General features: G+C 61.3%; 23 protein-coding genes. 15 read left to right on the forward strand and 8 right to left on the reverse strand.

All coding sequences use genetic code 11. The annotated features are described in order from the left end of the window. Positions 1 to 68 precede the first annotated feature (68 nt). On the forward strand, positions 69 to 527 hold the full coding sequence (gene soxR, locus NH234_RS20835; RefSeq protein WP_085730651.1) for a redox-sensitive transcriptional activator SoxR: 459 nt from the start codon (positions 69 to 71) through the stop codon (positions 525 to 527). 36 nt (positions 528 to 563) lie between these two features. On the opposite strand, the gene NH234_RS20840 is transcribed toward soxR, so the two are convergent. From NH234_RS20840 to NH234_RS20850, 3 genes are all read right to left on the reverse strand, one after another. Further along, complete coding sequence (locus tag NH234_RS20840) at positions 564 to 1,334, reverse strand: MetQ/NlpA family ABC transporter substrate-binding protein (RefSeq protein WP_085710692.1); 771 nt, start codon at positions 1,332 to 1,334, stop codon at positions 564 to 566. A 73-nt stretch (positions 1,335 to 1,407) separates the two neighbouring features. After that, positions 1,408 to 2,073 (reverse strand): methionine ABC transporter permease, encoded by a 666-nt coding sequence (locus tag NH234_RS20845; protein WP_114884461.1) that lies wholly within the window; start codon positions 2,071 to 2,073, stop codon positions 1,408 to 1,410. A gap of 2 nt (positions 2,074 to 2,075) precedes the next feature. Then, on the reverse strand, positions 2,076 to 3,290 hold the full coding sequence (locus NH234_RS20850) for an SfnB family sulfur acquisition oxidoreductase (protein ID WP_367254155.1): 1,215 nt from the start codon (positions 3,288 to 3,290) through the stop codon (positions 2,076 to 2,078). A gap of 259 nt (positions 3,291 to 3,549) precedes the next feature. Between NH234_RS20850 and NH234_RS20855 the strand changes: the two genes are divergently transcribed. The 10 genes from NH234_RS20855 (at position 3,550) to NH234_RS20900 (ending at position 11,389) form a co-directional block, all read left to right on the forward strand. Beyond that, the gene (locus tag NH234_RS20855) at positions 3,550 to 4,011 is read left to right on the forward strand and encodes a VOC family protein (protein WP_085730648.1); all 462 of its coding nucleotides are present in this window, start codon (positions 3,550 to 3,552) and stop codon (positions 4,009 to 4,011) included. A 139-nt stretch (positions 4,012 to 4,150) separates the two neighbouring features. Further along, entirely contained in the window at positions 4,151 to 5,026 is an 876-nt protein-coding gene (locus tag NH234_RS20860; RefSeq protein WP_367254157.1) for an alpha/beta fold hydrolase, read from the forward strand. A 222-nt stretch (positions 5,027 to 5,248) separates the two neighbouring features. Then, positions 5,249 to 6,448, forward strand: a complete 1,200-nt coding sequence (locus NH234_RS20865) for a PepSY domain-containing protein (protein WP_085730646.1) — start codon at positions 5,249 to 5,251, stop codon at positions 6,446 to 6,448. Next, positions 6,445 to 6,987 (forward strand): thiamine pyrophosphate-binding protein, encoded by a 543-nt coding sequence (locus tag NH234_RS20870; RefSeq protein WP_085730645.1) that lies wholly within the window; start codon positions 6,445 to 6,447, stop codon positions 6,985 to 6,987. Before NH234_RS20865 ends, NH234_RS20870 begins: the two co-directional genes overlap by 4 nt. Next, entirely contained in the window at positions 6,984 to 7,316 is a 333-nt protein-coding gene (locus NH234_RS20875) for a hypothetical protein (RefSeq protein WP_085730644.1), read from the forward strand. Before NH234_RS20870 ends, NH234_RS20875 begins: the two co-directional genes overlap by 4 nt. Continuing rightward, entirely contained in the window at positions 7,313 to 7,879 is a 567-nt protein-coding gene (locus NH234_RS20880; RefSeq protein ID WP_085730643.1) for a DUF6162 family protein, read from the forward strand. The genes NH234_RS20875 and NH234_RS20880 overlap by 4 nt, the downstream gene beginning before the upstream one ends. A gap of 35 nt (positions 7,880 to 7,914) precedes the next feature. Beyond that, positions 7,915 to 8,844, forward strand: a complete 930-nt coding sequence (locus NH234_RS20885) for a metal ABC transporter substrate-binding protein (protein WP_085730642.1) — start codon at positions 7,915 to 7,917, stop codon at positions 8,842 to 8,844. After that, a complete protein-coding gene (locus NH234_RS20890; protein WP_367254160.1) occupies positions 8,841 to 9,584 on the forward strand; it encodes a metal ABC transporter ATP-binding protein in 744 nt (247 codons plus the stop codon). Before NH234_RS20885 ends, NH234_RS20890 begins: the two co-directional genes overlap by 4 nt. Then, positions 9,584 to 10,483 (forward strand): metal ABC transporter permease, encoded by a 900-nt coding sequence (locus tag NH234_RS20895; RefSeq protein ID WP_367254162.1) that lies wholly within the window; start codon positions 9,584 to 9,586, stop codon positions 10,481 to 10,483. The genes NH234_RS20890 and NH234_RS20895 overlap by 1 nt, the downstream gene beginning before the upstream one ends. Further along, a complete protein-coding gene (locus NH234_RS20900) occupies positions 10,484 to 11,389 on the forward strand; it encodes a metal ABC transporter substrate-binding protein (RefSeq protein WP_367254163.1) in 906 nt (301 codons plus the stop codon). It abuts the gene before it with no gap. 113 nt (positions 11,390 to 11,502) lie between these two features. Here the strand turns inward: NH234_RS20900 and NH234_RS20905 are convergent, their stop codons facing one another. From NH234_RS20905 to NH234_RS20925, 5 genes are all read right to left on the reverse strand, one after another. Beyond that, the gene (locus NH234_RS20905; RefSeq protein ID WP_085730638.1) at positions 11,503 to 11,727 is read right to left on the reverse strand and encodes an MbtH family protein; all 225 of its coding nucleotides are present in this window, start codon (positions 11,725 to 11,727) and stop codon (positions 11,503 to 11,505) included. Positions 11,728 to 11,810: 83 nt separating this feature from the next. Further along, complete coding sequence (locus NH234_RS20910; protein ID WP_085730637.1) at positions 11,811 to 13,223, reverse strand: aspartate aminotransferase family protein; 1,413 nt, start codon at positions 13,221 to 13,223, stop codon at positions 11,811 to 11,813. Between the two features lie 143 nt (positions 13,224 to 13,366). After that, positions 13,367 to 13,852 carry a GNAT family N-acetyltransferase gene (locus NH234_RS20915; RefSeq protein WP_085730636.1) on the reverse strand — a complete coding sequence of 162 codons (486 nt, stop codon included), beginning with the start codon at positions 13,850 to 13,852 and terminating at the stop codon, positions 13,367 to 13,369. Positions 13,853 to 13,954: 102 nt separating this feature from the next. Next, positions 13,955 to 15,277 carry an ATP-binding protein gene (locus NH234_RS20920; protein ID WP_085730635.1) on the reverse strand — a complete coding sequence of 441 codons (1,323 nt, stop codon included), beginning with the start codon at positions 15,275 to 15,277 and terminating at the stop codon, positions 13,955 to 13,957. After that, positions 15,277 to 15,957 carry a response regulator gene (locus NH234_RS20925; RefSeq protein ID WP_367254165.1) on the reverse strand — a complete coding sequence of 227 codons (681 nt, stop codon included), beginning with the start codon at positions 15,955 to 15,957 and terminating at the stop codon, positions 15,277 to 15,279. The genes NH234_RS20920 and NH234_RS20925 overlap by 1 nt, the downstream gene beginning before the upstream one ends. A gap of 321 nt (positions 15,958 to 16,278) precedes the next feature. On the opposite strand from NH234_RS20925, the gene NH234_RS20930 reads away from it, so the two are divergent. From NH234_RS20930 to dsbG, 4 genes are all read left to right on the forward strand, one after another. Next, positions 16,279 to 16,962: a hypothetical protein gene (locus tag NH234_RS20930; RefSeq protein WP_085730633.1), complete on the forward strand. Its 684-nt coding sequence runs from the start codon at positions 16,279 to 16,281 to the stop codon at positions 16,960 to 16,962. Between the two features lie 274 nt (positions 16,963 to 17,236). Then, positions 17,237 to 18,964, forward strand: a complete 1,728-nt coding sequence (dsbD, locus tag NH234_RS20935) for a protein-disulfide reductase DsbD (RefSeq protein WP_367254166.1) — start codon at positions 17,237 to 17,239, stop codon at positions 18,962 to 18,964. Beyond that, positions 18,964 to 19,839: a prolipoprotein diacylglyceryl transferase family protein gene (locus NH234_RS20940; protein WP_367254167.1), complete on the forward strand. Its 876-nt coding sequence runs from the start codon at positions 18,964 to 18,966 to the stop codon at positions 19,837 to 19,839. Before dsbD ends, NH234_RS20940 begins: the two co-directional genes overlap by 1 nt. Continuing rightward, complete coding sequence (dsbG, locus tag NH234_RS20945; protein WP_085730630.1) at positions 19,815 to 20,585, forward strand: thiol:disulfide interchange protein DsbG; 771 nt, start codon at positions 19,815 to 19,817, stop codon at positions 20,583 to 20,585. Before NH234_RS20940 ends, dsbG begins: the two co-directional genes overlap by 25 nt. The last annotated feature ends 51 nt before the right edge of the window (positions 20,586 to 20,636 follow it).

A 20,636-nucleotide genomic window follows, 5' to 3' on the forward strand; every position in this document is an offset into this window, starting at 1 on the left:
AATCTTGCGATTCGAAGGTCTGCAGGGTAAAACCTCTAGTTAACTAGAGGTCAAGGAACAATTTTCAGATGATCACTGCGGAAAACCTGCACAGGCAACTGACCGTCGGCGAAGTCGCGGCCCGCAGCGGTGTGGCGGTCACCGCGCTGCACTTTTATGAATCCAAAGGCTTGATCAAAAGCCAGCGCAATGCCGGCAATCAGCGCCGTTATCCACGGGAAGTGTTGCGCCGGGTAGCGCTGATCAAGGTGGCGCAACGACTGGGCATTCCGTTGGCGGAAATCGGCGAGGCACTCAAACAGTTGCCGGACAACCGCGCACCGACGGCAGCGGACTGGAAAGTGTTGTCGGAACAGTGGCGACGGGAGCTGGATGAACGAATCAATCAGCTGATGCTGCTGCGGGATCGGCTGACCGGTTGCATCGGCTGCGGCTGCTTGTCGATGGAAGCCTGCCCGCTGCGCAATCAGGGCGATGTGCTGGGCGAGCAAGGGCCGGGAGCGCACTTTCTCGATGTCCCGGATTGACGGTTCCCTCGGCGTGGGAACCGTCGGTTCGATCAATCAGAAGCCCGGTGCAATCTGCCCTTTGTAGCGGGTCAGAATGAACTGGCGCACTTCATCGGAGTTCAACGCCTTGGCCAGTTTCTGCAGGCCCGGGTCGTTGATGTTGTCAGGACGCGCGACCAGAAACTCGATGTACAGGCTTTTGCCCTTCTCGACGATCAGCGCGCTGTTGGTGTCGATCCCGGCTTCCAGCGCGTAGTTGGCGAACACGAAAGCCAAGTCGACCTGGCTGACGGAGCGGGCCAGCAACGCACCTTCCAGTTCACGGATTTTCAGGTGTTTTGGGTTTTCGACGATGTCACGCTGGGTGGCCAAGGTGTTGCTCGGATCCTTGAGTTTGATCAGCCCCGCCTCATGCAACAGCACCAAGGCGCGACCGGTATTCACCGGGTCGTTGGGGATCGACACACTGGCGCCGTCCTTCAGCTCCGAGATGTTCTTGATCTTGGTCGAGTAGGCGCCGAACGGTTCGATGTGCACGCCGACCACCGGCACCAGATTGGTGTGGCGGGTCTTGTTGAAATCATCGAGAAACGGCCGGTACTGGTAGTAGTTGGCGTCGAGGTTTTTCAGCGCCAATTGCTGGTTGGGCTGGATGAAGTCGGTGAAGACCTTGATGTCCAGATCCACGCCTTCCTTGGCCAGGGTCGGTTTGACGAACTCGAGGATTTCCGCGTGTGGTACCGGAGTGGCGCCGACGATCAGTTTTTCGTTGGCGTGAGCGCCGAACGACAGCACGGCAGCCAGAACGGCCAGGGTCTTTTTCATGGTTTGCTCCAAGGCAGATTTGAGTGGCCGTCGTGGGGTGGACGTGGGGCCTTTATGGGATGAATTGTTTTTTTCAGCGGCGGCTGTAATGCGCCACCAGTCGATCGCCGGTCATTTGCAGCGCTTGCACCAAAATCAGCAGCAACACCACGGTGACCACCATCACGTCGGTCTGAAAGCGCTGATAGCCGAAGCGAATCGCCAGATCGCCGAGCCCGCCGCCACCGATCACGCCGGCCATCGCCGTGTAATCCACCAGCACGATGGCGGTCACCGTCACCGCCGCCAGCAACCCGCCGCGGGCTTCCGGCAACAGGGTGTGGCGGATGATCTGCCAGGTGTTGGCGCCCATGGCCTGGGTCGCCTCGACCACACCGCGATCGACTTCGCGCAACGCGGTTTCCACCAGCCGCGCAAAGAACGGTGTGCAGCCGACCACCAGCGGCGGAATGGTTCCGGGCACGCCCAGCGAGGTGCCCACCAGCAACGTGGTCAGCGGAATCAGCACGATCAGCAAAATGATGAACGGCAGCGAACGCAGCATGTTCACGATCACCGACAGCACCCGGTACACGCCGACTGTTTCATGCAACTGGCGCTTGCCGGTGAGAAACAGCAACAGCCCCAGCGGCAGGCCCAGCAACACCGTGAACAGCAACGCCGCGCCGAGCATGCTCAACGTATCGAGACAGGCCTGGGCGATGTCGGCCCAGTAAATGTGTTTGAACCACTCGGCCATGATCAGGACCAGTCGTGGCGCGGTGGTTTGACGCCGTTGAGCAGCCAGTTGCCGACCACGTGGTATTTCCAGCGCACCGGGTCATGCAGGGTGTGGACCCGGGCATTGCGCCAGTGGCGGTCGAAGTTGTGCTTCTTCAGGGTCGAGCGGGTGCCACCGAGTTCGAACAACTTGTTGCTGGCCTCGATGGCGATTTCGGTGGTCAGCACTTTGGCCTTGGCCACGGCGAGGGACGCCAGCGCGACGTTGTCTTCATCGGGTACAGGGCGCGCGGCGTCGAGCGCCCAACCGGCACGTTCGAGCAGGGCTTCGGCGGCCTCCAGACGGATTTCCAGTGCGCCGATCTGAATGATCGTCAGCGGATCTTCACTGGCCTTGTCCACACCCGCATCGATCCATGGCCGGGCAAACTGACGGACGAATTCAACCGTGTCCCGCAGTGCAGCCCGGGCGATGCCGGCGTCGATTGCGGCGGTGGTCAACTGGGCGAATGGCCCGGCCAGGGTCGGGCTCTCGTAGGAGCGATACGTCGGGAACAGATTGAACGGCGCCACGTGAAGATCTTCCGCCAGCACGGTGCCGCTGGACGTGGTGCGCTGGCCGATGCTGTCCCAGTCGTCGACGATCACCAGCCCTTTCGTGCCGCGCTGGACGAAAGCCAATTGGCCTTTCTGTTCCTCATCCAGCGCCAGCACCGCCAGCCAGTGGGCGTAGAGCGAACCGGTGCAGTAACCCTTGCGGCCGTTGATCACAAAGCCATCGCCATAACGACGGATCGTTGTCTGGATGTCCTGCACATTCTTGCCGCCGGTTTCCGACAGTGCATTGGCGAAGCGATGACCTTGCAGCGCCAGTTCAAAAAAATGCGCCTGCTGCGCGGGCGTGCCTTGCAGACGGATGTCTTCTAGCAGGCAGTAGTGGTTTTGCGGAATCTGTCCGAGGGACGGATCGGCGGCGGAAATGATCGCGATCACCTGCGCCAGCACCGCACTGGACACCTGCGCGCCGCCGTACTCCTTTGGCACAGTGATGCCCCACAGGCCACTGCTGGAATACAGGTCGACGATTTCGGCGGGCACTTCACGGTGGCGGTCACGCTCGGCGGCGTGTTCCTGCAGGACGGCGGCAACCTGTGCGGCCACGCGCAAGGCTTCGGCGTCGTCGGCGATCCGATGGGCGGCCGGCGGGTTGATCGGATAAACGGCAGATTCAGACATGGATGACTCTCGGTATCGGTGTTGTACCGGGTCATTGCACCTTCTGTGCCTGACTGGCAGCCCTTGTCTGACGCGGCTTTCAATGGCTATCAACAGACTCCGGCAATAAAAACCCGCGCATTCTGTTGCTTCACTGTCCATGGCTGAACACTGCTCGTCGGCTACTCGTTCATGGCAGCGCGACGGATCTATAGTTGAGCGACCGGAAACCCCGGCGAAGGCAAACCTTCAGTCACTCATAAAAAAAGGGAGTACCGCCATGAGCGTCCAACCCATCCCGGAGGGGTACCACAGCGTGACCCCGTATCTCGGCATCCATAAGGCCGCCGAGGCCATCGATTTCTACAAGAAGGCATTCGGTGCCACCGAAGTCATGCGCCTGAGCATGCCTGACGGCCGCGTCGGCCACTGCGAACTGCGCATCGGCGACAGCGCGATCATGCTGGGCACACCGTGCGACCAAGGGCCATTGAGCAATCCGGACAGCGCCGTGTCCGTCGGTTTACATCTGTATGTAACCGATGTCGACAAGTCGTTCCAGCGCGCACTGGATGCCGGGGCGAAGGCAGTGTCCGAGGTCAAGGATCAGTTCTACGGGGATCGCAGCGGTACGTTGAAGGATCCCTATGGGCATCTGTGGTTCCTGGCCACGCGCAAGGAAGACCTGACCCAGGAGCAGATCGAACAGCGGGCGAAGGAAATGTTTCAGCAGTCTCAGTAACGACGATTCTCCATTCCCGCGCAACGCGCGGGATGGACGAACACGATTCATGAACCGTCGAACCACGCTTCACGCCTTGTCATGAACGCCCGGCGATTTCAGGATGCAGGCCAACCGCCTGAATAAAGGATCACCCCCGATGTTTGCCGGATTCGTCAAAGACCAGCGCCACGTCAACGGCGTGGACATCACCTACCGCATCAAAGGCTGCGGGCCGGGCCTGCTGTTGTTGCACGGGCACCCGCAGACTCATGTCATCTGGCACAAGGTCGCCGAGCAGTTGGCCGAGCACTTCACTGTAGTTGCCGCCGACCTGCGCGGTTACGGTGACAGCAGCCGACCGCCGGCCAATGAGCGGCATGCCAGCTATTCCAAACGCGAAATGGCCCGCGACGGTGTGGAATTGATGCAAGCGCTGGGCTTTACGCAATTCTCGATCCTCGCCCATGACCGTGGAGCGCGGGTCGCCCATCGCCTGGCCCTCGATCATCCCGCCGCCGTGCAACGCATGGTGCTGTTGGACATCGCACCGACCCTGGCGATGTACAGCCAGACCAACGAGACCTTCGCCCGGGCCTACTGGCACTGGTTTTTCCTGATCCGCCCGGCGCCGCTGCCGGAAACCCTGATCGAGGCCGATCCCGAAGGCTATCTGCGCAGCGTCATGGGCAGCCGCAGTGCCGGGCTCAAGCCGTTCACTGACGAAGCGTTCGCCGAATACCTGCGTTGCCTGAGCCTGCCCGGCAGCGCCCGTGGGATCTGCGAAGACTACCGGGCCAGCGCCGATATCGACCTGGAACATGACCGCGCCGACCTCAAGGCCGGCCATCATCTGAGCTTGCCGCTGCTGGTGCTGTGGGGCGCCGAAGGTACGGTCGGTCGTTGCTTCGACCCGCTCAGGGAATGGCAACAAGTGGCCACCAACGTACGCGGCAAGTCTCTGCCCGCCGGCCACTACCTCGCCGAAGAAGTCCCAGAACTGTTACTCGCCGAAGCGCTGGCGTTCCTGCGCTGAGCCATCCCTCCATCCGCTCATCACGACTCCAAAAGGTGTCGTGATGAGATTGCGGTCGCGAAACATTTACTTTCACATCCTTCATCGGGATTTGCTTCGGTCATCCGTCTTATAGAGATGCGGGCCAGTCGCGTAGGCAAAAGCCACGACCGGCCCTTTTGGGACTCCCGTGCTGCGAAGCCCGTAGCACCCAGTCCTCTCACCGAACCAAGACTCGTCATCATGTCGAAGAAATCCCGCTCGAAACTATGGTTCCTCATACACAGCTGGTTGGCGTTGCCGATCTGGTTTTTTGTTCTGATTGTCTGCGTCACCGGCACCCTGGCAGTGGTCAGCCAGGAAATCGTCTGGCTGGTAAACCCGCAAATGCGCGCCACCCAACCCTCGGACGATGCCCCGCTGCTGGGCTACGACCAGGTCATCGCCGCGATCAAGACTGCCGAACCGCAGTTGCTGGTTGAACGCATCAGTCGCCCCGACGAATCGCATTTCGCGCTGGAGGTGAACGTCAGTCAGCCTGACGGGCGCTCGGTGACGGTTTACGTCAACCCTTATACCGGTGTGATTCAGGGCACCGCGCCAGCCTTCAATTTCCGTGCCTTCACCCGTGCCTTGCACGGCTGGTGGCTGGTGCCGTTCACCAATGGTTACAGCTGGGGCTGGTATCTGGTGTCCTTCCTGGCGCTGCCGATGCTGGCTTCGCTGGTGACCGGGCTGGTGGTCTACAAACGTTTCTGGAAGGGCTTTTTCAGCCCGACCCTGCGCCTGCGTCACGGTGCGCGGATCTTCTGGGGCGATTTCCACCGCCTCAGCGGCATCTGGTCGATCTGGTTCATCGCAGTGATCTCCGTAACAGCCGTGTGGTTCCTGATCGAAGCCATTCTTTCCGACAACCATATTTCCATCTCCAGCGAGCCGATCATCGCGGCGATGTCCCGTGAAGGCGTGCCGTTGTCCGCCGATGGTTCGCCTCCGCCACGGGTCAGCCTGGACCACGCCATCGAAATTGCTCAGCAACGAATTCCGGGGTTCGAAGCCAGCACCATCAATCTGCCCGGCAACGCCTACAGCCACCTCGATATCCGAGGACGAGGCTGGTATCCGTTGATGTTCCAGTCCGCCACGCTCAACCCCTACAGCGGTGAAGTGGCCGCCTCGCGCCTGCTCTCCGATCGGACCTCCCTGGAGTTCGTCACCGAATCCATGCGTCCGCTGCACACCGGCGACTTCGGTGGACTGTGGATCAAGCTGATCTGGTTCTTCTTCGGGCTGGTGCTGAGCATGATGGTCCTCAGCGGGCTGTTGATCTGGACCAAGCGCACCGCGCTGGCGACCGCCAACGCGCTCAAGCGGGAGAACAAGAAACAACGCGTTCAGGCACAACCAGCCCTGCACCGTGAACCGTCGGAGGCCAATCTGTGAGCAAGTCCCCCCCCATGGCTCAGCCTTCGCGGCTGAGCGTGATCTGGCATAAATGGCGCTTCCACATCAACGTGTTGCTATTGCTGATTCCGCTGGGTTTCATGCCCAGGTATTTCGCCGATCAGGCGTTGTTTCGCGGCGACAGCGGACTGGGTGAACGCGAGATCGGCGAAGTCCAGGTGGGCCCGTGGAGCCTGCGTCTGGCCGAATTTCGCAATGAGGCACCGCTTCCCGATGGCGCAGCCGGCTATCTGAAAGGGTTTAGCGCCGCGCTGTGCGAGGCCTGTGTCGAACAGGTCAAGGCCACTTACCTGCGCATCGGCAAGCCACGCAGTCTGCGCGCCGCCGGTTCGATCTTCTTCGGCACGCCTTACAGCATGGGCACGCAGATGCCTGTCCCGGACAAAACCAAAGCCGACGCCGAACTCTGGATCACCATGGAAGGCTGGGACGGCAGCATGCACCAAGCCTCGATTCCGCTGAGCCAGGCCTCCCCCGCCACCGTTGCCTGGCTGAACAAACAAGGAGCCAAACCATGAGCCGCCCTTCCCGCCTGAACATGAGCGCTGCATTACTGGTGCTCAGTGCCGGTTTCAGCGCCAGTGCCCTGGCCCACAACCCGATGTGTGAGTGCAAGGCCATCGATGCCGAGCAGATCAAATGCACCGGTGGTTTCTCCGACGGCAGCGGCGCGCCGGGGGTGACCCTCGACGTGATCGGCTACGACGAAACCATTCTGGTGCCGGGCAAGCTCGGCGCCGATTCGACCCTGACCTTCAAGAAACCCGGCGCCGAGTTTTACGTCCTGTTCGACGCCGGCCCCGGCCATGTCGTCGAAATCGACCAAGCGGATATCGAAACCCCATGACCACACCGACCACCCAAGTTGTTCGCCCCGCCGGTGCCGGCCATGAAACACTCAATGTGCTGCTGATGTGCCTGCTGATCGTCGCGGTCGCCGGCTCCGTTGTGGCGTGGCGCGGGGTGTCCCACGAACCCGAGCCGGTTTCCAGCCATCAGCTCGACGCCCGTCGTGACCTCAGCGCCAGTGAGCAAGGCATCTACGCCGACCTGCGGGTGACCCTCGACGAAATCCACCTGTTGCGTGAGGAACAGCAAGCGTTGCCAACTCCGCAGAACCTGGCGGATGAAGGTTTCGCGCCGTTCGCCCAGGACTCCAGTTCCGTGAGCCGTGGCGGCCACGCCTGGCAATTGCTGGCCGACAACGCTTACTTCGGCCACAGCCAGGCACCGGCCGTGGCCGGTTCATTTCTGATGCGCCTGAACGACGACGCGCCGGACATCTGGCTCAACCGCGCCACCGATCTGCAAGCGCCGACAGACCTGTCCGACGCGGCACTGACCGCTGGCGGATGGAAACAGATCGTCGCGCAATTCGATGCCGGGGTGACCCGAGAACATCGTCATTGAACCCTCGCCTTCATCCGAGAGAAGACCGCTTGCCCATGCCTAGTTCATCTCAACGCCGTCCTTTCCTGCGCCTGCTACTGATCGGCCTGTGCGCCTGCCTGCTGAGCCCGCTGGCCAGCGCCGATCCGGCCAAGCGCCTGCGCATCGGCATCACCCTGCATCCTTATTACAGCTATGTGGCGAACATCGTCGGCGACAAGGCCGATGTCGTGCCGCTGATTCCTGCCGGCTTCAACCCGCACGCCTACGAGCCGCGCGCCGAAGACATCAAACGCATCAGCGGGCTGGACGTGATCGTACTCAACGGCGTCGGCCATGACGACTTCGCCGACCGCATGATCGCCGCCAGCGAAACGCCGAACATCAAGACCATCGAAGCCAACGAAAACGTGCCCCTGCTGGCCGCCACCGGGGTCGCCGCGCGCGGTGCCGGTAAAGTGGTGAACCCGCACACTTTCCTGTCGATCAGTGCCTCGATTGCTCAGGTCAACAACATTGCGCGGGAACTGGGCAAGCTCGACCCGGACAACGCCAGGACCTACACCCAGAACGCCCGCGCCTACGGCAAACGCCTGCGGCAGATGCGCGCCGACGCCCTGGCCAAACTGACCCAGGCACCGAACGCCGAGTTGCGCGTCGCCACCGTTCACGCCGCTTACGACTACCTGCTGCGCGAGTTCGGCCTGGAAGTGACGGCGGTGGTCGAGCCGGCCCACGGCATCGAGCCGAGCCCAAGCCAGTTGAAGAAAACCATCGATCAACTGCGCGAACTGGATGTGAAGGTGATCTTCTCCGAGATGGACTTCCCGTCCACTTACGTCGAAACCATTCAGCGCGAATCCGGTGTGAAGCTGTACCCGCTGTCGCACATTTCCTACGGCGAATACACCGCCGACAAGTACGAAAAGGAAATGACCGGCAACCTCAACACCGTGGTTCGGGCGATTCAGGAGTCCGGCGCATGACGGCTCAGGAAAACCTCTCGAACATCAGCAGTGGCCCGACCCTGGAATTTTCCGAGGTCAGCCTGACGCTGGGTCGCACGACGATTCTGGACAAGGTGACCTTCCAGGTGCAGCCCGGCAGCGTGCACGCATTGGTGGGCCCCAACGGCGGCGGCAAGAGCTCGCTGATCAAGACCCTGCTCGGACAGATGCCGCATCAGGGCCGGCTCAGCCTGCAATGGCCCGGCGAGCCCGGCACCATCGGCTATGTGCCGCAGGCGCTGGAATTCGATCGCGGCTTACCGATGACCGTCGACGACTTCATGGCTGCCATGTGCCAGCGCCGGCCGGCGTTTCTCGGTCTGAGCAAACGCTATGCCGGCGCCATCGGTGATGCGTTGGAGCGGGTCGGCATGCAGGACAAGCGCAAGCGCCGGATGGGCGCGCTGTCCGGCGGTGAACGCCAGCGAGTGCTGCTTGCTCAAGGCCTGATTCCCGCTCCGCAATTGCTGGTGCTGGATGAACCGATGTCGGCCCTCGATGAAGCCGGGATCCAGGTGTTCGAACGCCTGCTCGGCGACTGGCGCGCTGCGGGCATCACCGTGCTGTGGATCGAGCACGATCTGGAAGCCGTCGGGCGTCTGGCCAATCGCGTCACCGGCCTCAATCGCCGGGTGCTGTTCGACGCCACGCCGCAGCAGGCGCTGACCCCGGAACGCCTGCTGACCCTGTTCTCGACCCATCCACGGAGCGCTGCCTGATGAGTTACGAAGCCTTTCGTTTGATGGTTCAGGGCTGGGCGTCTTCCGGTTACCTGCCGGAAGCGCTGGCCTATGGTTTTGTGGTCAACGCGCTGCTCGCCGGCCTGTTGATCGGCCCGGTGCTGGGCGGCCTCGGTACGCTGGTAGTGGTCAAGCGCTTCGCGTTTTTCTCCGAAGCCGTCGGCCATGCGGCACTGACCGGCGTGGCCATCGGCATTCTGCTCGGCGAACCCTACACCGGGCCGTATGGCAGCCTGTTCGGCTACTGCCTGTTGTTCGGCATTCTGCTCAACTATTTGCGCAACCGCACCGGCCTGGCCCCGGACACGCTGATCGGCGTGTTCCTCTCGGTATCTCTGGCGCTGGGTGCCAGCCTGCTGCTGATCCTGGCGGGCAAGATCAACGTGCACATTCTGGAAAACGTACTGTTCGGCTCAGTGCTGACAGTCAACGGCAATGATCTGGCGGTGCTGGCGATCGTCGGCTCGCTGGTGATGGCTCTGGCCCTACCGCTGTACAACCGCATCATGCTCGCCAGTTTCAACCCGCAACTGGCAGCGGTGCGCGGCGTCGCCGTGAAGACCCTGGATTACCTGTTCGTGATTCTGGTGACCCTGATCACCGTCGCGGCAGTAAAAGTCATTGGCGCGATTCTGGTGGGTGCCCTGCTGGTGATTCCGGCAGCGGCGGCACGCCTGCTCAGCCAGTCGCTCAAGGGCTTTTTCTGGTGTTCAGTACTGATCGCCACGGTCAGCACACTGTGCGGGATTCTCGTGCCCATTGTGTTCGACCTGCCGATTCCGTCCGGCGCCGCGATCATCCTCGTCGCCGGTATCGGCTTCGCCCTCGCCGCCATTGCCCGGGGCGTCGTCCCGAGTCTGAAAGGGAACCTTGGATAAATGACTTTCTCACTGCGACAACTGACCCTGGCCATCGCCCTGTGCAGCGTGACTTCGACGACTGTGCTGGCCGCAGAAAGCGCCAAACCGCTACGGGTGCTGGCCTCGTTGCCCATCACCTACGGCCTGGGCGAAGTGCTACTCAAAGGCACCGACATCAGCCTCGAACGGGCAGCACCGGCAAATCTGCCGGGCAGCCGCCAGACCGCGTACTTCACCGGGCGCGGTGCTCCGGAGCTGAGCAAACTGGCAACCGGCGCCGATGCGGTGATCGGCGTGCGCTCGCTGTGGGCCGATGATCCGCTGTACCCGATTGCCCGACGCAGCAACATCCGCATCGTCGAAGTCGACGCCGCCCGACCGGTGGACGGCGCCCTGCCCGGCATCGCGGTGCAGTCGGGGCTGAACGTCGATGGCCTGAACAGCCAGCCGTGGCTGGCCAGCAACAACATGGGCCGCATGGCCGACGTGATGGCAGCGGACCTTGTGCGTTTGGCACCCAAGGACAAACCGAAGATCGAAGCCAACCTGGCCGCTCTGAAACAGCGCCTGCTGAAACTCAGTGCCGACAGCGAAGCGCGCCTGGCCAATGCCGACAATCTGAGCGTGATGAGCCTGAGCGATCACTTCGGCTATCTGATCGGCAGCCTGAACCTGGAGTTGATCGGACAGGACCCGCGACCGGATGCAGAATGGACACCGGAAGACCTGAAGAAATTGACCACAACGCTCAAGGACAACAACGTGGCGGTGGTGCTGCACCATCGCCAGCCATCGGACGCGGTAAAAGCGGCGATTGCCGAATCTGGCAGTCATCTGCTGGTGCTGAGCACCGATGCGGCGGATCCAGTGGCTGAACTGGAAGGGAATGTGGATGCGCTGCTCAAGGGCTTGAGCGGCGCCTAAGGAGAAGTGATCGTTCCCACGCGCTGCGTGGGAACGATCAACCCCTGATCCTCCAGACATGAAAAAACCCGCTGACCGTTTCCAGTCCAGCGGGTTTCTTTTAGGCCGAAAACTTACTGTGCAGCCGCTTGCGCTTCCATCTTCTGGCGCAGGCTCAGCGGACGCATGTCGGTCCACGTTTCTTCGATGTAGGCCAGGCATTCCTTTTTCAGGCCGCTCTTGCCCACGGTGCGCCAGCCTTCCGGGATGGCCTTGTAATCCGGCCAGATCGAGTACTGCTCTTCGTGGTTGACCACGACCTGAAAGAGGATGTCCTCGCGGTCGAATACTGACGTCATGCTGTGTCTCCATCGTTGTAGGGGTAGGCTGCACGGTGGGTGCAGCCGGGTATGTAGAAGGAACGTTCGGCGCGGCGAAAAATTTACAGTGCGGCAGTCGCGACGCTCAACGCACGGCCGAATATCTCGGCGACGCGGTCGATTTCAGCGGCGGTGATCACCAGCGGCGGCAGGAAACGCACCACTGCGCCATGGCGCCCGCCCAACTCCAGAATCAGGCCACGCTTGAGGCATTCGCGCTGCACCAGCGGCGCCAGACGGGCGAAGGCCGGTGGATGGCCCAGCGCGTCCGACTCACCGTTCGGATCGACCAGCTCGACGCCCAGCATCAGACCACGACCACGAATGTCGCCCAGTTGCGGGAAGTCGCGCTGCAGGATGTACAGGTGCTCGCTCAGGCGTTCGCCCATGGCGGCGGCGTGCTCGCAGACCTTGTGCTCGACCAGGTAGCGCATCACCGCAGAACCGGCGGCCATCGCCATCTGGTTGCCACGGAACGTACCGGCGTGGGCGCCTGGTTGCCAGGTGTCTAGCCAGTCGCGGTAAACCACCACCGCCAGCGGCAGGCTGCCGCCGATGGCTTTGGACAGCACCACTACATCCGGCGTGATGCCGGCGTGTTCGAAGGCAAACATCTTGCCGGTGCGGGCGAAACCGCTCTGGATTTCGTCGACGATCAGCGCAACACCCGCCTTTTCGGTGATGCGACGCAGACCGCGCAGCCACTCGATGTCCGCCGGAATCACACCGCCCTCGCCCTGCACCGCCTCGACAATCACCGCCGCCGGCAATTGCACACCGGCCTCCGGGTCGTTGAGCAGGTTTTCCAGGTAACTGAGGTTGGCCTTCACACCTGCCGCGCCACCGATGCCGAACGGGCATCGGTAGTCATACGGGAACGGCATGAACTGCACGCCATTGCTGAGCAGCGCACCCAGCGGCTTTTTCGGCCCCAGACTGCCCATCAGGCTCAGCGCGCCCTGGCTCATGCCATGGTAACCGCCGGAGAACGACAGCACAGTGCTGCGCCCGGTGGCGGTGCGTACCAGTTTCAGCGCGGCTTCCACCGCGTCGGTGCCGGTCGGGCCGCAGAACTGGATTTTCGCTTCCTTGGCCAATGCTGACGGCAGCAACCCGAACAGATCCTGAACAAACTGATCCTTCACCGGCGTGGTCAGGTCGAGGGTGTGCAGCGGCAACTCATCGGCCAGCACCTGCCGGATAGCCTCGATCACCACCGGGTGGTTATGCCCCAACGCCAGGGTGCCGGCACCGGCCAGGCAATCGATGAAGATGCGGCCTTCAACGTCCTCGACATACAGACCCTTGGCACGCTTCAGCGCAAGGGGAATGCGTCGCGGATAGCTGCGGGCATTGGATTCCTGCTGGCTCTGGCGGGCCAGCAACGGCGATTCATTGAACTGATACAGCGTTTCCGCCGGCGCGGAGGCGATCCGGCCCGACGACTCTTCGATAAGGCTGGTGGCGACTGACATCTCTCGACCCCTCAATTCGCTATGGATAGTGACCAAAACTGCACACCGCACAGGTGCGCGTTCCGGTCCCGGGGCGCACATGCAGGTTTTCCTGTTCTGGAAACGCACCAGCCCCTCAAGGATTTACACCCTAGAGCGAGTTGTCATACCGACAGCGGTAGCGACTTGTGCATCGGCAGGCTGCGCATGCCGTGGCGAATGAGCGGCGGCGCCGATTCGCGATACCCCAGACACCGATAAAAGGCTTCACCGGTGCGGGTGCTGGTGAGCACGGAACGGGCGCTGCCGCGCGTCAGCAGCCAGCCTTCCAGGTCTGTCATCAGCGCCCGGCCAACGCCCCGGCGAAACCATTCCGGCTGCACATGACAAAGGGTGACATCGCCGTCGGCCAGCGCCATGCCGACGCCAATGGGTCGACCCTGCATCAAGGCAATATTCAGATAGCGCTGCGGATCGGCGAGCCAGGCACTGATGTGTTCCGGCGATTGCTGGCGAATCCAGGCATCGACGAGGCGGGGGTCGTTACGATGATCAAGCGCGCAACCGACGCGGATCGAACGCTCGATAATGCGGCTGATGATGCCGGCATCGGCCGGGGTAGCCGGGCAAATGTAGATGGATGCATCCATGGCGCTGTTTCCCTCAATCCATTGAGTCAAATGGCTGGGGCGACAATAGCGTCGTGGCCGGCGGATGACCAATGGAGAGAGGTTACATTTGATGTGCCGGGCTCAGGCTGGTTGCAGCGGCATGGTCAGCTCGACCCGCAAGCCATCCGGGCGGCTGTCGAAATGCAGGGTGCAGGCGCAACGCTGGACAATCGCCTGGACAATCGCCAGCCCGAGCCCGCAGCCGGTGCTCTGGCCGTTGCGCCAGAAGCGTTGGGTCAGGTGTTGCAAATCGTCCGGTGCAATGCCCGGCCCGTGATCGCGAACGACGAAACGCACACGATTGCCGATGGTTTCCATACTCAGTTCCACGGCCCCTTCCGACGGGGTATGACGCAGCGCGTTATCCAGCAGATTGCGCAGTGCGGCGATGGACAACACCGAGGGCATTTGCAGTGGCGCGTTGGACAGGTGCTCCGGCAGATGCAGCCTGATCCGCTGCCGCTCGCCGCTGGCGGAGTCCTGAATCGCCAGTCTTGCCACTTGCTCGGCGCTGCACTGCACGCCGTCGTCGAACGACAGACTGCCCTCGACCCTGGCCAGCAACAGCAATTGCTCCAGAGTCCGATGCAGGCGGTCGGCACCCTCCTCGGCCCGGGCCAGGGACTGATCACGGGCACTGCCTTCGGTCATGCGTGCCACTTGCAGGTGGGTCTTGATCGCCGTCAGCGGGCTGCGCAGTTCATGGGCGGCGTCACCGGTCAGGCGACGTTCGCGCTCGATGGTCTTGCCGATACGCTGGAACAGCTGATTCTGGGTCTCGAGCAAAGGTTTCAGTTCGCTGGGAAATGATTGCAACTGCAAAGGTTCGAGGGAGTCGGCATTGCGGCGCATCAGGGCTTCGCGCAAGCGATTGAGCGGCGCCAGGCCCTGACCGATCCCCAACCACAGCAGGCACAGACAGCCGAGCAGCGCCACACCCACCGGCACCGACGCCGCCAGCAGGATCGACATGTTCAAGGCTTCACGCTCAATCACCCGGTCGGCGGTGGTGATCCGCACATCGCCCCGGGCCAGGGTGAAGGTGCGCCACGGTGCGCCGTCGATCATCTGGTCGTGGAAGCCCATTTTCTGTGCTTCCAGTGCCTGTTCCGGGTTGTTGTGGCTGCGGGCAAGGATCTCGCCACGCAACGAGCTGACCTGACAGGCCATGCCGCCGGGGATGTTCAGTTGTTCGGCGCTGAAGTGAGTGCCGTCGCCTTTGCTCGGTATCGCCGGCAATTGCTCCAGCAACCCGGCGACCATCCGCGCCGAAGCCACCAGCCGCTGGTCGAGGGAAAACATCATCTGGTTGCGCAGGTCGCTGAGCATCCAGGCGGCCGCCAGGGCCCAGATCAGCGCGAACGCGGCGCCGAGGGTCAGGCTCAGGCGCAGGCGCAGACTCATCACTTTTCAGGTTCTCCACCATCGGCCGGGCCGAGGCGATAGCCCAGACCGCGCACGGTTTCGACGATACCTTTACCGAGTTTGCTGCGCAGGTGATGGATGTGCACGTTGAGGGCGTTGCTCTCCAGCTCATCGCTGAAGCCGTAGACGCTGTCCTTCAATTGCTCGGTGGACAGCACCCGGCCACGGTTATGCAGCAAGGCTTGCAGCAGGGATTGTTCGCGACGGGAAAGGTCCACCGAACGGCCGGCCAAGGTGGTTTCGCGGCTGCTCGGGTCGTAGGTCAGCGCGCCGTGCTCGATCAGGTTGACGCTGCGCCCGGCCACCCGGCGCAGCAGGGTTTGCAGACGGGCAAACAATTCACGCAGGTCGAACGGTTTGAGCAGGTAATCGTCGGCACCGGACTGCAAACCGTCGACCCGGTCAGTCACCGAGTCCCGCGCGGTGAGGATCAGCACCGGAATTTCCAGGCCCTGCTGGCGAAGTTGCTGCAACAGTTTGAGGCCATCTTCGTCCGGCAAGCCGAGGTCGAGCACCATCACGTCGAATACGGCAACCTTGAGGATCGCCCGCGCCTTGGAGGCGGTGTTGACGTGTTCGACCGTCAAGCCCTGGGCCGTCAGCCCGGCGACGATGCCACTGGCAATCAGGTCATCGTCTTCGCAGACAAGCACATGCATGGGGAGCTCCCTGAGCAAAAACATGAGTCAAACAGGTGAGGATTAAGCTCAAATTATGACAAGTGATTCAACGCACGAGAAGTGTATTCGTCCCAGCCCCTCCCCTGCAAAACTTTCGACAATATGGATATACCTGAAAAATTAAATAACTAACAAAGCCAACACACTTCAGTCTCAACCCGAAACACACACACCACCCGCGCCACTTCCAAACTTAAATATCACACACTAACCTTAATTCACCAAACAACAAACAAGCCATTAAAACCCTATTACTTGCTTTAATCCTTTTCACCAGCCAGAACAAAAGAGAGCCATACCATGAAAAATTTCGTAACCACCGACTGGCGCCATGGAGCCGATCGTATCTTCTTTTTCTTCAAGGACACTAATACTTACACACGCTTTAACCTGGGTGACAACCATATCGAAAAAACCCACCCTACTTCTGTTTACGGTCACTGGGACGACTTCGAGCAACACGTGAAAGACCTGAAGTTCGGTTTCAACACTAGAAGCCCTGATTGGCACCAAAACGGCGGCGGAGACATTTCCTGGTTCTTCTACTATGAGCAACAAACACCGATGGCCTGCAAATATTCCCAAATCAATGACAAAGTCTTGTTCAAAAAGAAACTGTCAGATACTGATTGGTGGCCACTGGGAAATTACTTCGACAAAATCGTCGGCGTCATGCTGGACACTACGGCAAGTTCCGCCCACGATTATTGGGTTCTACTGAACGACGGACGTTATTTCATATACACCCCCCGAGTGCCGAGACCGCCTAAAGTCAAGCCACTCGCAAACTCCGCATGGAGCGAACTGGAACAATACAAAGGCCGCATGATCACCGCCGCCTCGAATGATTACCCAATCCTCAGCACTTACTTCTATATCTTTTTATCCAACAACGAATATCTAAGGTTTGATATTAAAAAAAGAACACTCACTGCCCCTCGCCCGGTCGATGATGGAACATGGCCAGGATTGATTACAGAATAAACACGCCATGCACAGATGACCGGGGGGGGACGTCTTGATGTGAGGATCAACTGAGGAAGCGATATCCGATCCAGCTTTCTCGGCGACCACGTTTGAGGCAGACGCAAACCGGAACGTACAGGGTGAGTCCCGTAGAAAAAAGCCGATTAGGCGGTTGGCCGTTTAAGCTGACATTATGCCCCGAACACCACAGCGACAAGGGTGCCGCGGTTAATCATCGGTTAATCGCCGCCGCCCATTGTGCTCATCACTTGCACAGGGACAAGGCTCCACCATGCGTCATATTTTTTTATTGTTTGCACTGTTGATTTCGGGTCTGGCCCAGGCAGGGAACGATCCTTTTGCGACAAAACCGGAATTTCTCCCGGTCGACAAGGCCTTCGTCCTGACGTCCGAACGTCTGGACTCCGGCGAAACCCAACTGTTCTGGCAGATCACCGACGGTTACTACCTGTATCAGAAACGCCTGAAATTCGACGGGCTGCCAGCGGAAAACGCCCCTGCCCTGCCCGAAGGCGAATCCCATAGTGACGAGTATTTCGGCGAACAACCGGTCTACCGTCAGGGTCTCGAGCTGAAAATCCCGGCGGCAGCCAAAGGCCAGATCAAGGTCAGTTATCAGGGCTGCGCCGATGCCGGCCTGTGCTACCCGCCACAGACCCGCGTGATCGACCTCGGTGGCAAAGCGGCCGCTGCGGATGAGGCGCAGGATCAAGCGTTGGCCAGCGGCTTGCAACAGCACTCGCTGGGCTGGAGCCTGCTGGTGTTCTTCGGGCTTGGCCTATTACTGGCCTTTGCGCCATGTTCGTTGCCAATGCTGCCGATTCTGGCGGGCATGGTGGTCGGCAGCGGTGCCACGCCACGTCGTGGTTTCGCGCTGGCCAGCAGTTATGTGATTTGCATGGCGCTGGTTTATGCAGCGATGGGCGTCATTGCATCCCTGTTGGGCGCGAACCTTCAGGCGTGGTTGCAAAACCCATGGCTGCTGGGCACTTTCGCAATCGTATTTGTGATCCTCGCACTGCCGATGTTTGGCTTCTTTGAACTGCAACTGCCAGTAGCCGTGCGTGATCGGCTGGAGCACGCCTCGCGCAGTCGCAGCGGCGGCAGCCTGGTCGGCGCGGGTGTGTTGGGCGCGTTGTCCGGTCTGCTGGTCGGGCCATGCATGACCGCACCGCTGGCCGGTGCCCTGCTCTACATCGCGCAAAGCGGCAATGCGCTGCATGGTGGCTTGATCCTGTTCGCCCTCGGTATCGGTATCGGCATCCCGCTGTTGGTGTTGGTGACGGTCGGCAATCGCTTCCTGCCGAAACCCGGCGCGTGGATGAACCTGCTCAAAGGCATATTCGGTTTCCTGTTCCTCGGCACGGCGGTGTTGATGTTGCGTCCGGTACTGGACTCGTCACTGTGGCTCGCGCTGTGCGGCGCGCTGTTGCTGATCGCCGCCTACAGCGCCTGGAAACAGTCCGAAGGCTTCGGCAGGGTCGCCCAGTTGTTCGGTGCCAGCTCGCTGTTGTTGGGGCTGTGGGGCAGTTTGCTGATGGTGGGTGCAGCGGGCGGCAGCGATGATCCGTTCCAACCGTTGCAGGTGTATAGCGCCGGTCGCACCGGCACGGCTGCACCGAACGGTCACGAAGCGTTCATTACGATCAAGGATCCAGCGGTCCTGCAACGCGAACTCGACATCGCCAAGGCTCAAGGCCAGTGGGTGCTGCTCGATTACTACGCCGACTGGTGCACGTCGTGCAAAGTCATGGAGAAAAAGGTGTTTGGCCAGGCGCGGGTGATGCAGGCCCTGAGTGATGTGCGCTTGCTGCGCCTCGACGTCACTGGTGACAATGCCGCCAGCCGCGAACTGCTCGGCCGCTACAAAGTGCCGGGGCCACCGAGTTTTGTGTGGATCGGTGCCGACGGTGAAGAGCGCCGCAGCCAGCGCATCACAGGCGAGGTCGATGCCGACACCTTCCTGCAACACTGGACCACCACCCGAGACGCCCGTTAATGCTGACCTTCACCCTGGGCACTTTTGCCATTGCGCTTAACCACCTGTTGCTGATCAGCGCTCTGGCGCTGGCGACCTTCGTCGGCTGGCGGGTGGCCAAGCGCGGTGGTGATAACCCTGAGTCGGCGCTGTTCAGTCTGTTCCTGCTCGGGATGCTCGCGGCGCGCGTTGCGTTTGTTGCCGTGTACTGGGGACATTACCGCAACGATCCGTGGCAGATCATCGACCTGCGCGACGGCGGTTTTCTCGCTTGGCCGGGGGTGATCGTGCTGTTGCTGGCGGCGCTGTATCGCGGCTGGCGCCGGCCGGGTTTGCGCCGACCGCTGGGTTTCAGCGTGGTCAGCGGTGTGGCGTTCTGGGTGCTGGCGACGCTGTCGCTGAACATTTACGAGCAAGGCACGCGCCTGCCGGACATCACCCTGCGCAACGCCGCCGGGGAAACCGTGAAACTCGCCGACTATCAGGGCGGGCCACTGGTAATCAATCTGTGGGCCACCTGGTGCCCGCCCTGCCGCCGGGAAATGCCGGTGCTGGAAAACGCCCAGCAGCAACGCCCGGACCTGACATTCCTGTTCGTCAACCAGGCCGAAAGCATGCAAAGCGTCGCGACCTTCCTCGAAACCCAGGGCCTGAGCCTGAGCAACGTGCTGTTCGACCGCAGCGGTCGTCTGGGTCAGGCCGTGGGTTCCATGGCATTGCCGACTACGCTGTTCTATAGCCCTGACGGTCAATTGCTGGCCAGCCATCTGGGCGAGTTGTCGAACGCCAGTCTGGCCCGGGCCCTGGAAAACTTCGACGTACCGAATTCAAATACGAACGCCGCACCGGCCACCTCTGCAAGGAAACTGCCATGCCCCGCCTCCGCCACCTGCTGACGCTGACTCTGGGCGCCGCCCTGCTGCACTTGCCGTCGGTACAGGCTGCTGAAGAATTGCCTGACGCGATCAAGAAGATCGAAGCCAAGGGCGCAAAAATCGTCGGCCAGTTCGACGCGCCCGACGGCCTGCGTGGCTACGCCGCGCAATACCAGAACCGTGGCATGGCGCTGTACCTGACGCCGGACGGCAAGCACGTGCTACTGGGCAACCTGTACGACGCCGATGGCAATGACCTGAGCAGCGCACCGCTGCAAAAACTGGTCTACGCGCCACTGGCCAAGGAAGTCTGGGCCAAGTTCGAAGCGAGCAACTGGATTCAGGACGGCAACAAGGATGCACCGCGCACGGTGTACCTCTTCAGCGACCCGAACTGCCCGTACTGCAACATGTTCTGGGAACAGGCCCGCCCATGGGTCAAGGCCGGCAAAGTACAGTTGCGACACATCATGGTCGGCATCATCCGCGAAGACAGCCCGGCCAAATCCGCTGCGCTGCTGGCCGCCAAAGACCCGGCCAAGGCCCTGGAAGAACACGAGAAGGCCGGCAAGGCCAGCACGCTCAAGGCCATGAAGGACATTCCGGCCGCCGTACAGACCAAACTCGCAGCGAACATGCAGTTGATGGAAGACCTGGAATTACAGGCCACCCCGGCGATCTTCTACATGGACGACAAGGGTGAACTGCAACAACAGCAAGGCGCGCCGACGCCGGACAAGCTGGCGAAGATTCTCGGGCCGAAATAAGCAGGATCAAAAGATAGCCGCGCGTCGCAGCGCCTACAGGAAACACATCCC

This window comes from Pseudomonas sp. stari2 (assembly GCF_040760005.1).
In the GTDB taxonomy this organism is placed as follows: Bacteria; Pseudomonadota; Gammaproteobacteria; order Pseudomonadales; family Pseudomonadaceae; genus Aquipseudomonas.

Excerpts from the sequence above, each read along its gene's own strand:
- NH234_RS20865 (WP_085730646.1), top strand. The coding sequence starts at position 5,249 with ATGTCGAAGAAATCCCGCTCGAAACTATGGTTCCTCATACACAGCTGG.
- NH234_RS20885 (WP_085730642.1), top strand. The coding sequence starts at position 7,915 with ATGCCTAGTTCATCTCAACGCCGTCCTTTCCTGCGCCTGCTACTGATC.
- NH234_RS20860 (WP_367254157.1), top strand. The coding sequence starts at position 4,151 with ATGTTTGCCGGATTCGTCAAAGACCAGCGCCACGTCAACGGCGTGGAC.
- NH234_RS20895 (WP_367254162.1), top strand. The coding sequence starts at position 9,584 with ATGAGTTACGAAGCCTTTCGTTTGATGGTTCAGGGCTGGGCGTCTTCC.
- NH234_RS20880 (WP_085730643.1), top strand. The coding sequence starts at position 7,313 with ATGACCACACCGACCACCCAAGTTGTTCGCCCCGCCGGTGCCGGCCAT.
- NH234_RS20850 (WP_367254155.1), bottom strand. The coding sequence starts at position 3,290 with ATGTCTGAATCTGCCGTTTATCCGATCAACCCGCCGGCCGCCCATCGG.
- NH234_RS20900 (WP_367254163.1), top strand. The coding sequence starts at position 10,484 with ATGACTTTCTCACTGCGACAACTGACCCTGGCCATCGCCCTGTGCAGC.
- dsbG (WP_085730630.1), top strand. The coding sequence starts at position 19,815 with ATGCCCCGCCTCCGCCACCTGCTGACGCTGACTCTGGGCGCCGCCCTG.
- soxR (WP_085730651.1), top strand. The coding sequence starts at position 69 with ATGATCACTGCGGAAAACCTGCACAGGCAACTGACCGTCGGCGAAGTC.
- NH234_RS20905 (WP_085730638.1), bottom strand. The coding sequence starts at position 11,727 with ATGACGTCAGTATTCGACCGCGAGGACATCCTCTTTCAGGTCGTGGTC.
- NH234_RS20925 (WP_367254165.1), bottom strand. The coding sequence starts at position 15,957 with ATGCATGTGCTTGTCTGCGAAGACGATGACCTGATTGCCAGTGGCATC.
- NH234_RS20875 (WP_085730644.1), top strand. The coding sequence starts at position 6,984 with ATGAGCCGCCCTTCCCGCCTGAACATGAGCGCTGCATTACTGGTGCTC.
- NH234_RS20910 (WP_085730637.1), bottom strand. The coding sequence starts at position 13,223 with ATGTCAGTCGCCACCAGCCTTATCGAAGAGTCGTCGGGCCGGATCGCC.
- NH234_RS20840 (WP_085710692.1), bottom strand. The coding sequence starts at position 1,334 with ATGAAAAAGACCCTGGCCGTTCTGGCTGCCGTGCTGTCGTTCGGCGCT.
- NH234_RS20920 (WP_085730635.1), bottom strand. The coding sequence starts at position 15,277 with ATGAGTCTGCGCCTGCGCCTGAGCCTGACCCTCGGCGCCGCGTTCGCG.
- NH234_RS20915 (WP_085730636.1), bottom strand. The coding sequence starts at position 13,852 with ATGGATGCATCCATCTACATTTGCCCGGCTACCCCGGCCGATGCCGGC.
- NH234_RS20855 (WP_085730648.1), top strand. The coding sequence starts at position 3,550 with ATGAGCGTCCAACCCATCCCGGAGGGGTACCACAGCGTGACCCCGTAT.
- NH234_RS20890 (WP_367254160.1), top strand. The coding sequence starts at position 8,841 with ATGACGGCTCAGGAAAACCTCTCGAACATCAGCAGTGGCCCGACCCTG.
- NH234_RS20845 (WP_114884461.1), bottom strand. The coding sequence starts at position 2,073 with ATGGCCGAGTGGTTCAAACACATTTACTGGGCCGACATCGCCCAGGCC.
- NH234_RS20940 (WP_367254167.1), top strand. The coding sequence starts at position 18,964 with ATGCTGACCTTCACCCTGGGCACTTTTGCCATTGCGCTTAACCACCTG.
- NH234_RS20930 (WP_085730633.1), top strand. The coding sequence starts at position 16,279 with ATGAAAAATTTCGTAACCACCGACTGGCGCCATGGAGCCGATCGTATC.
- dsbD (WP_367254166.1), top strand. The coding sequence starts at position 17,237 with ATGCGTCATATTTTTTTATTGTTTGCACTGTTGATTTCGGGTCTGGCC.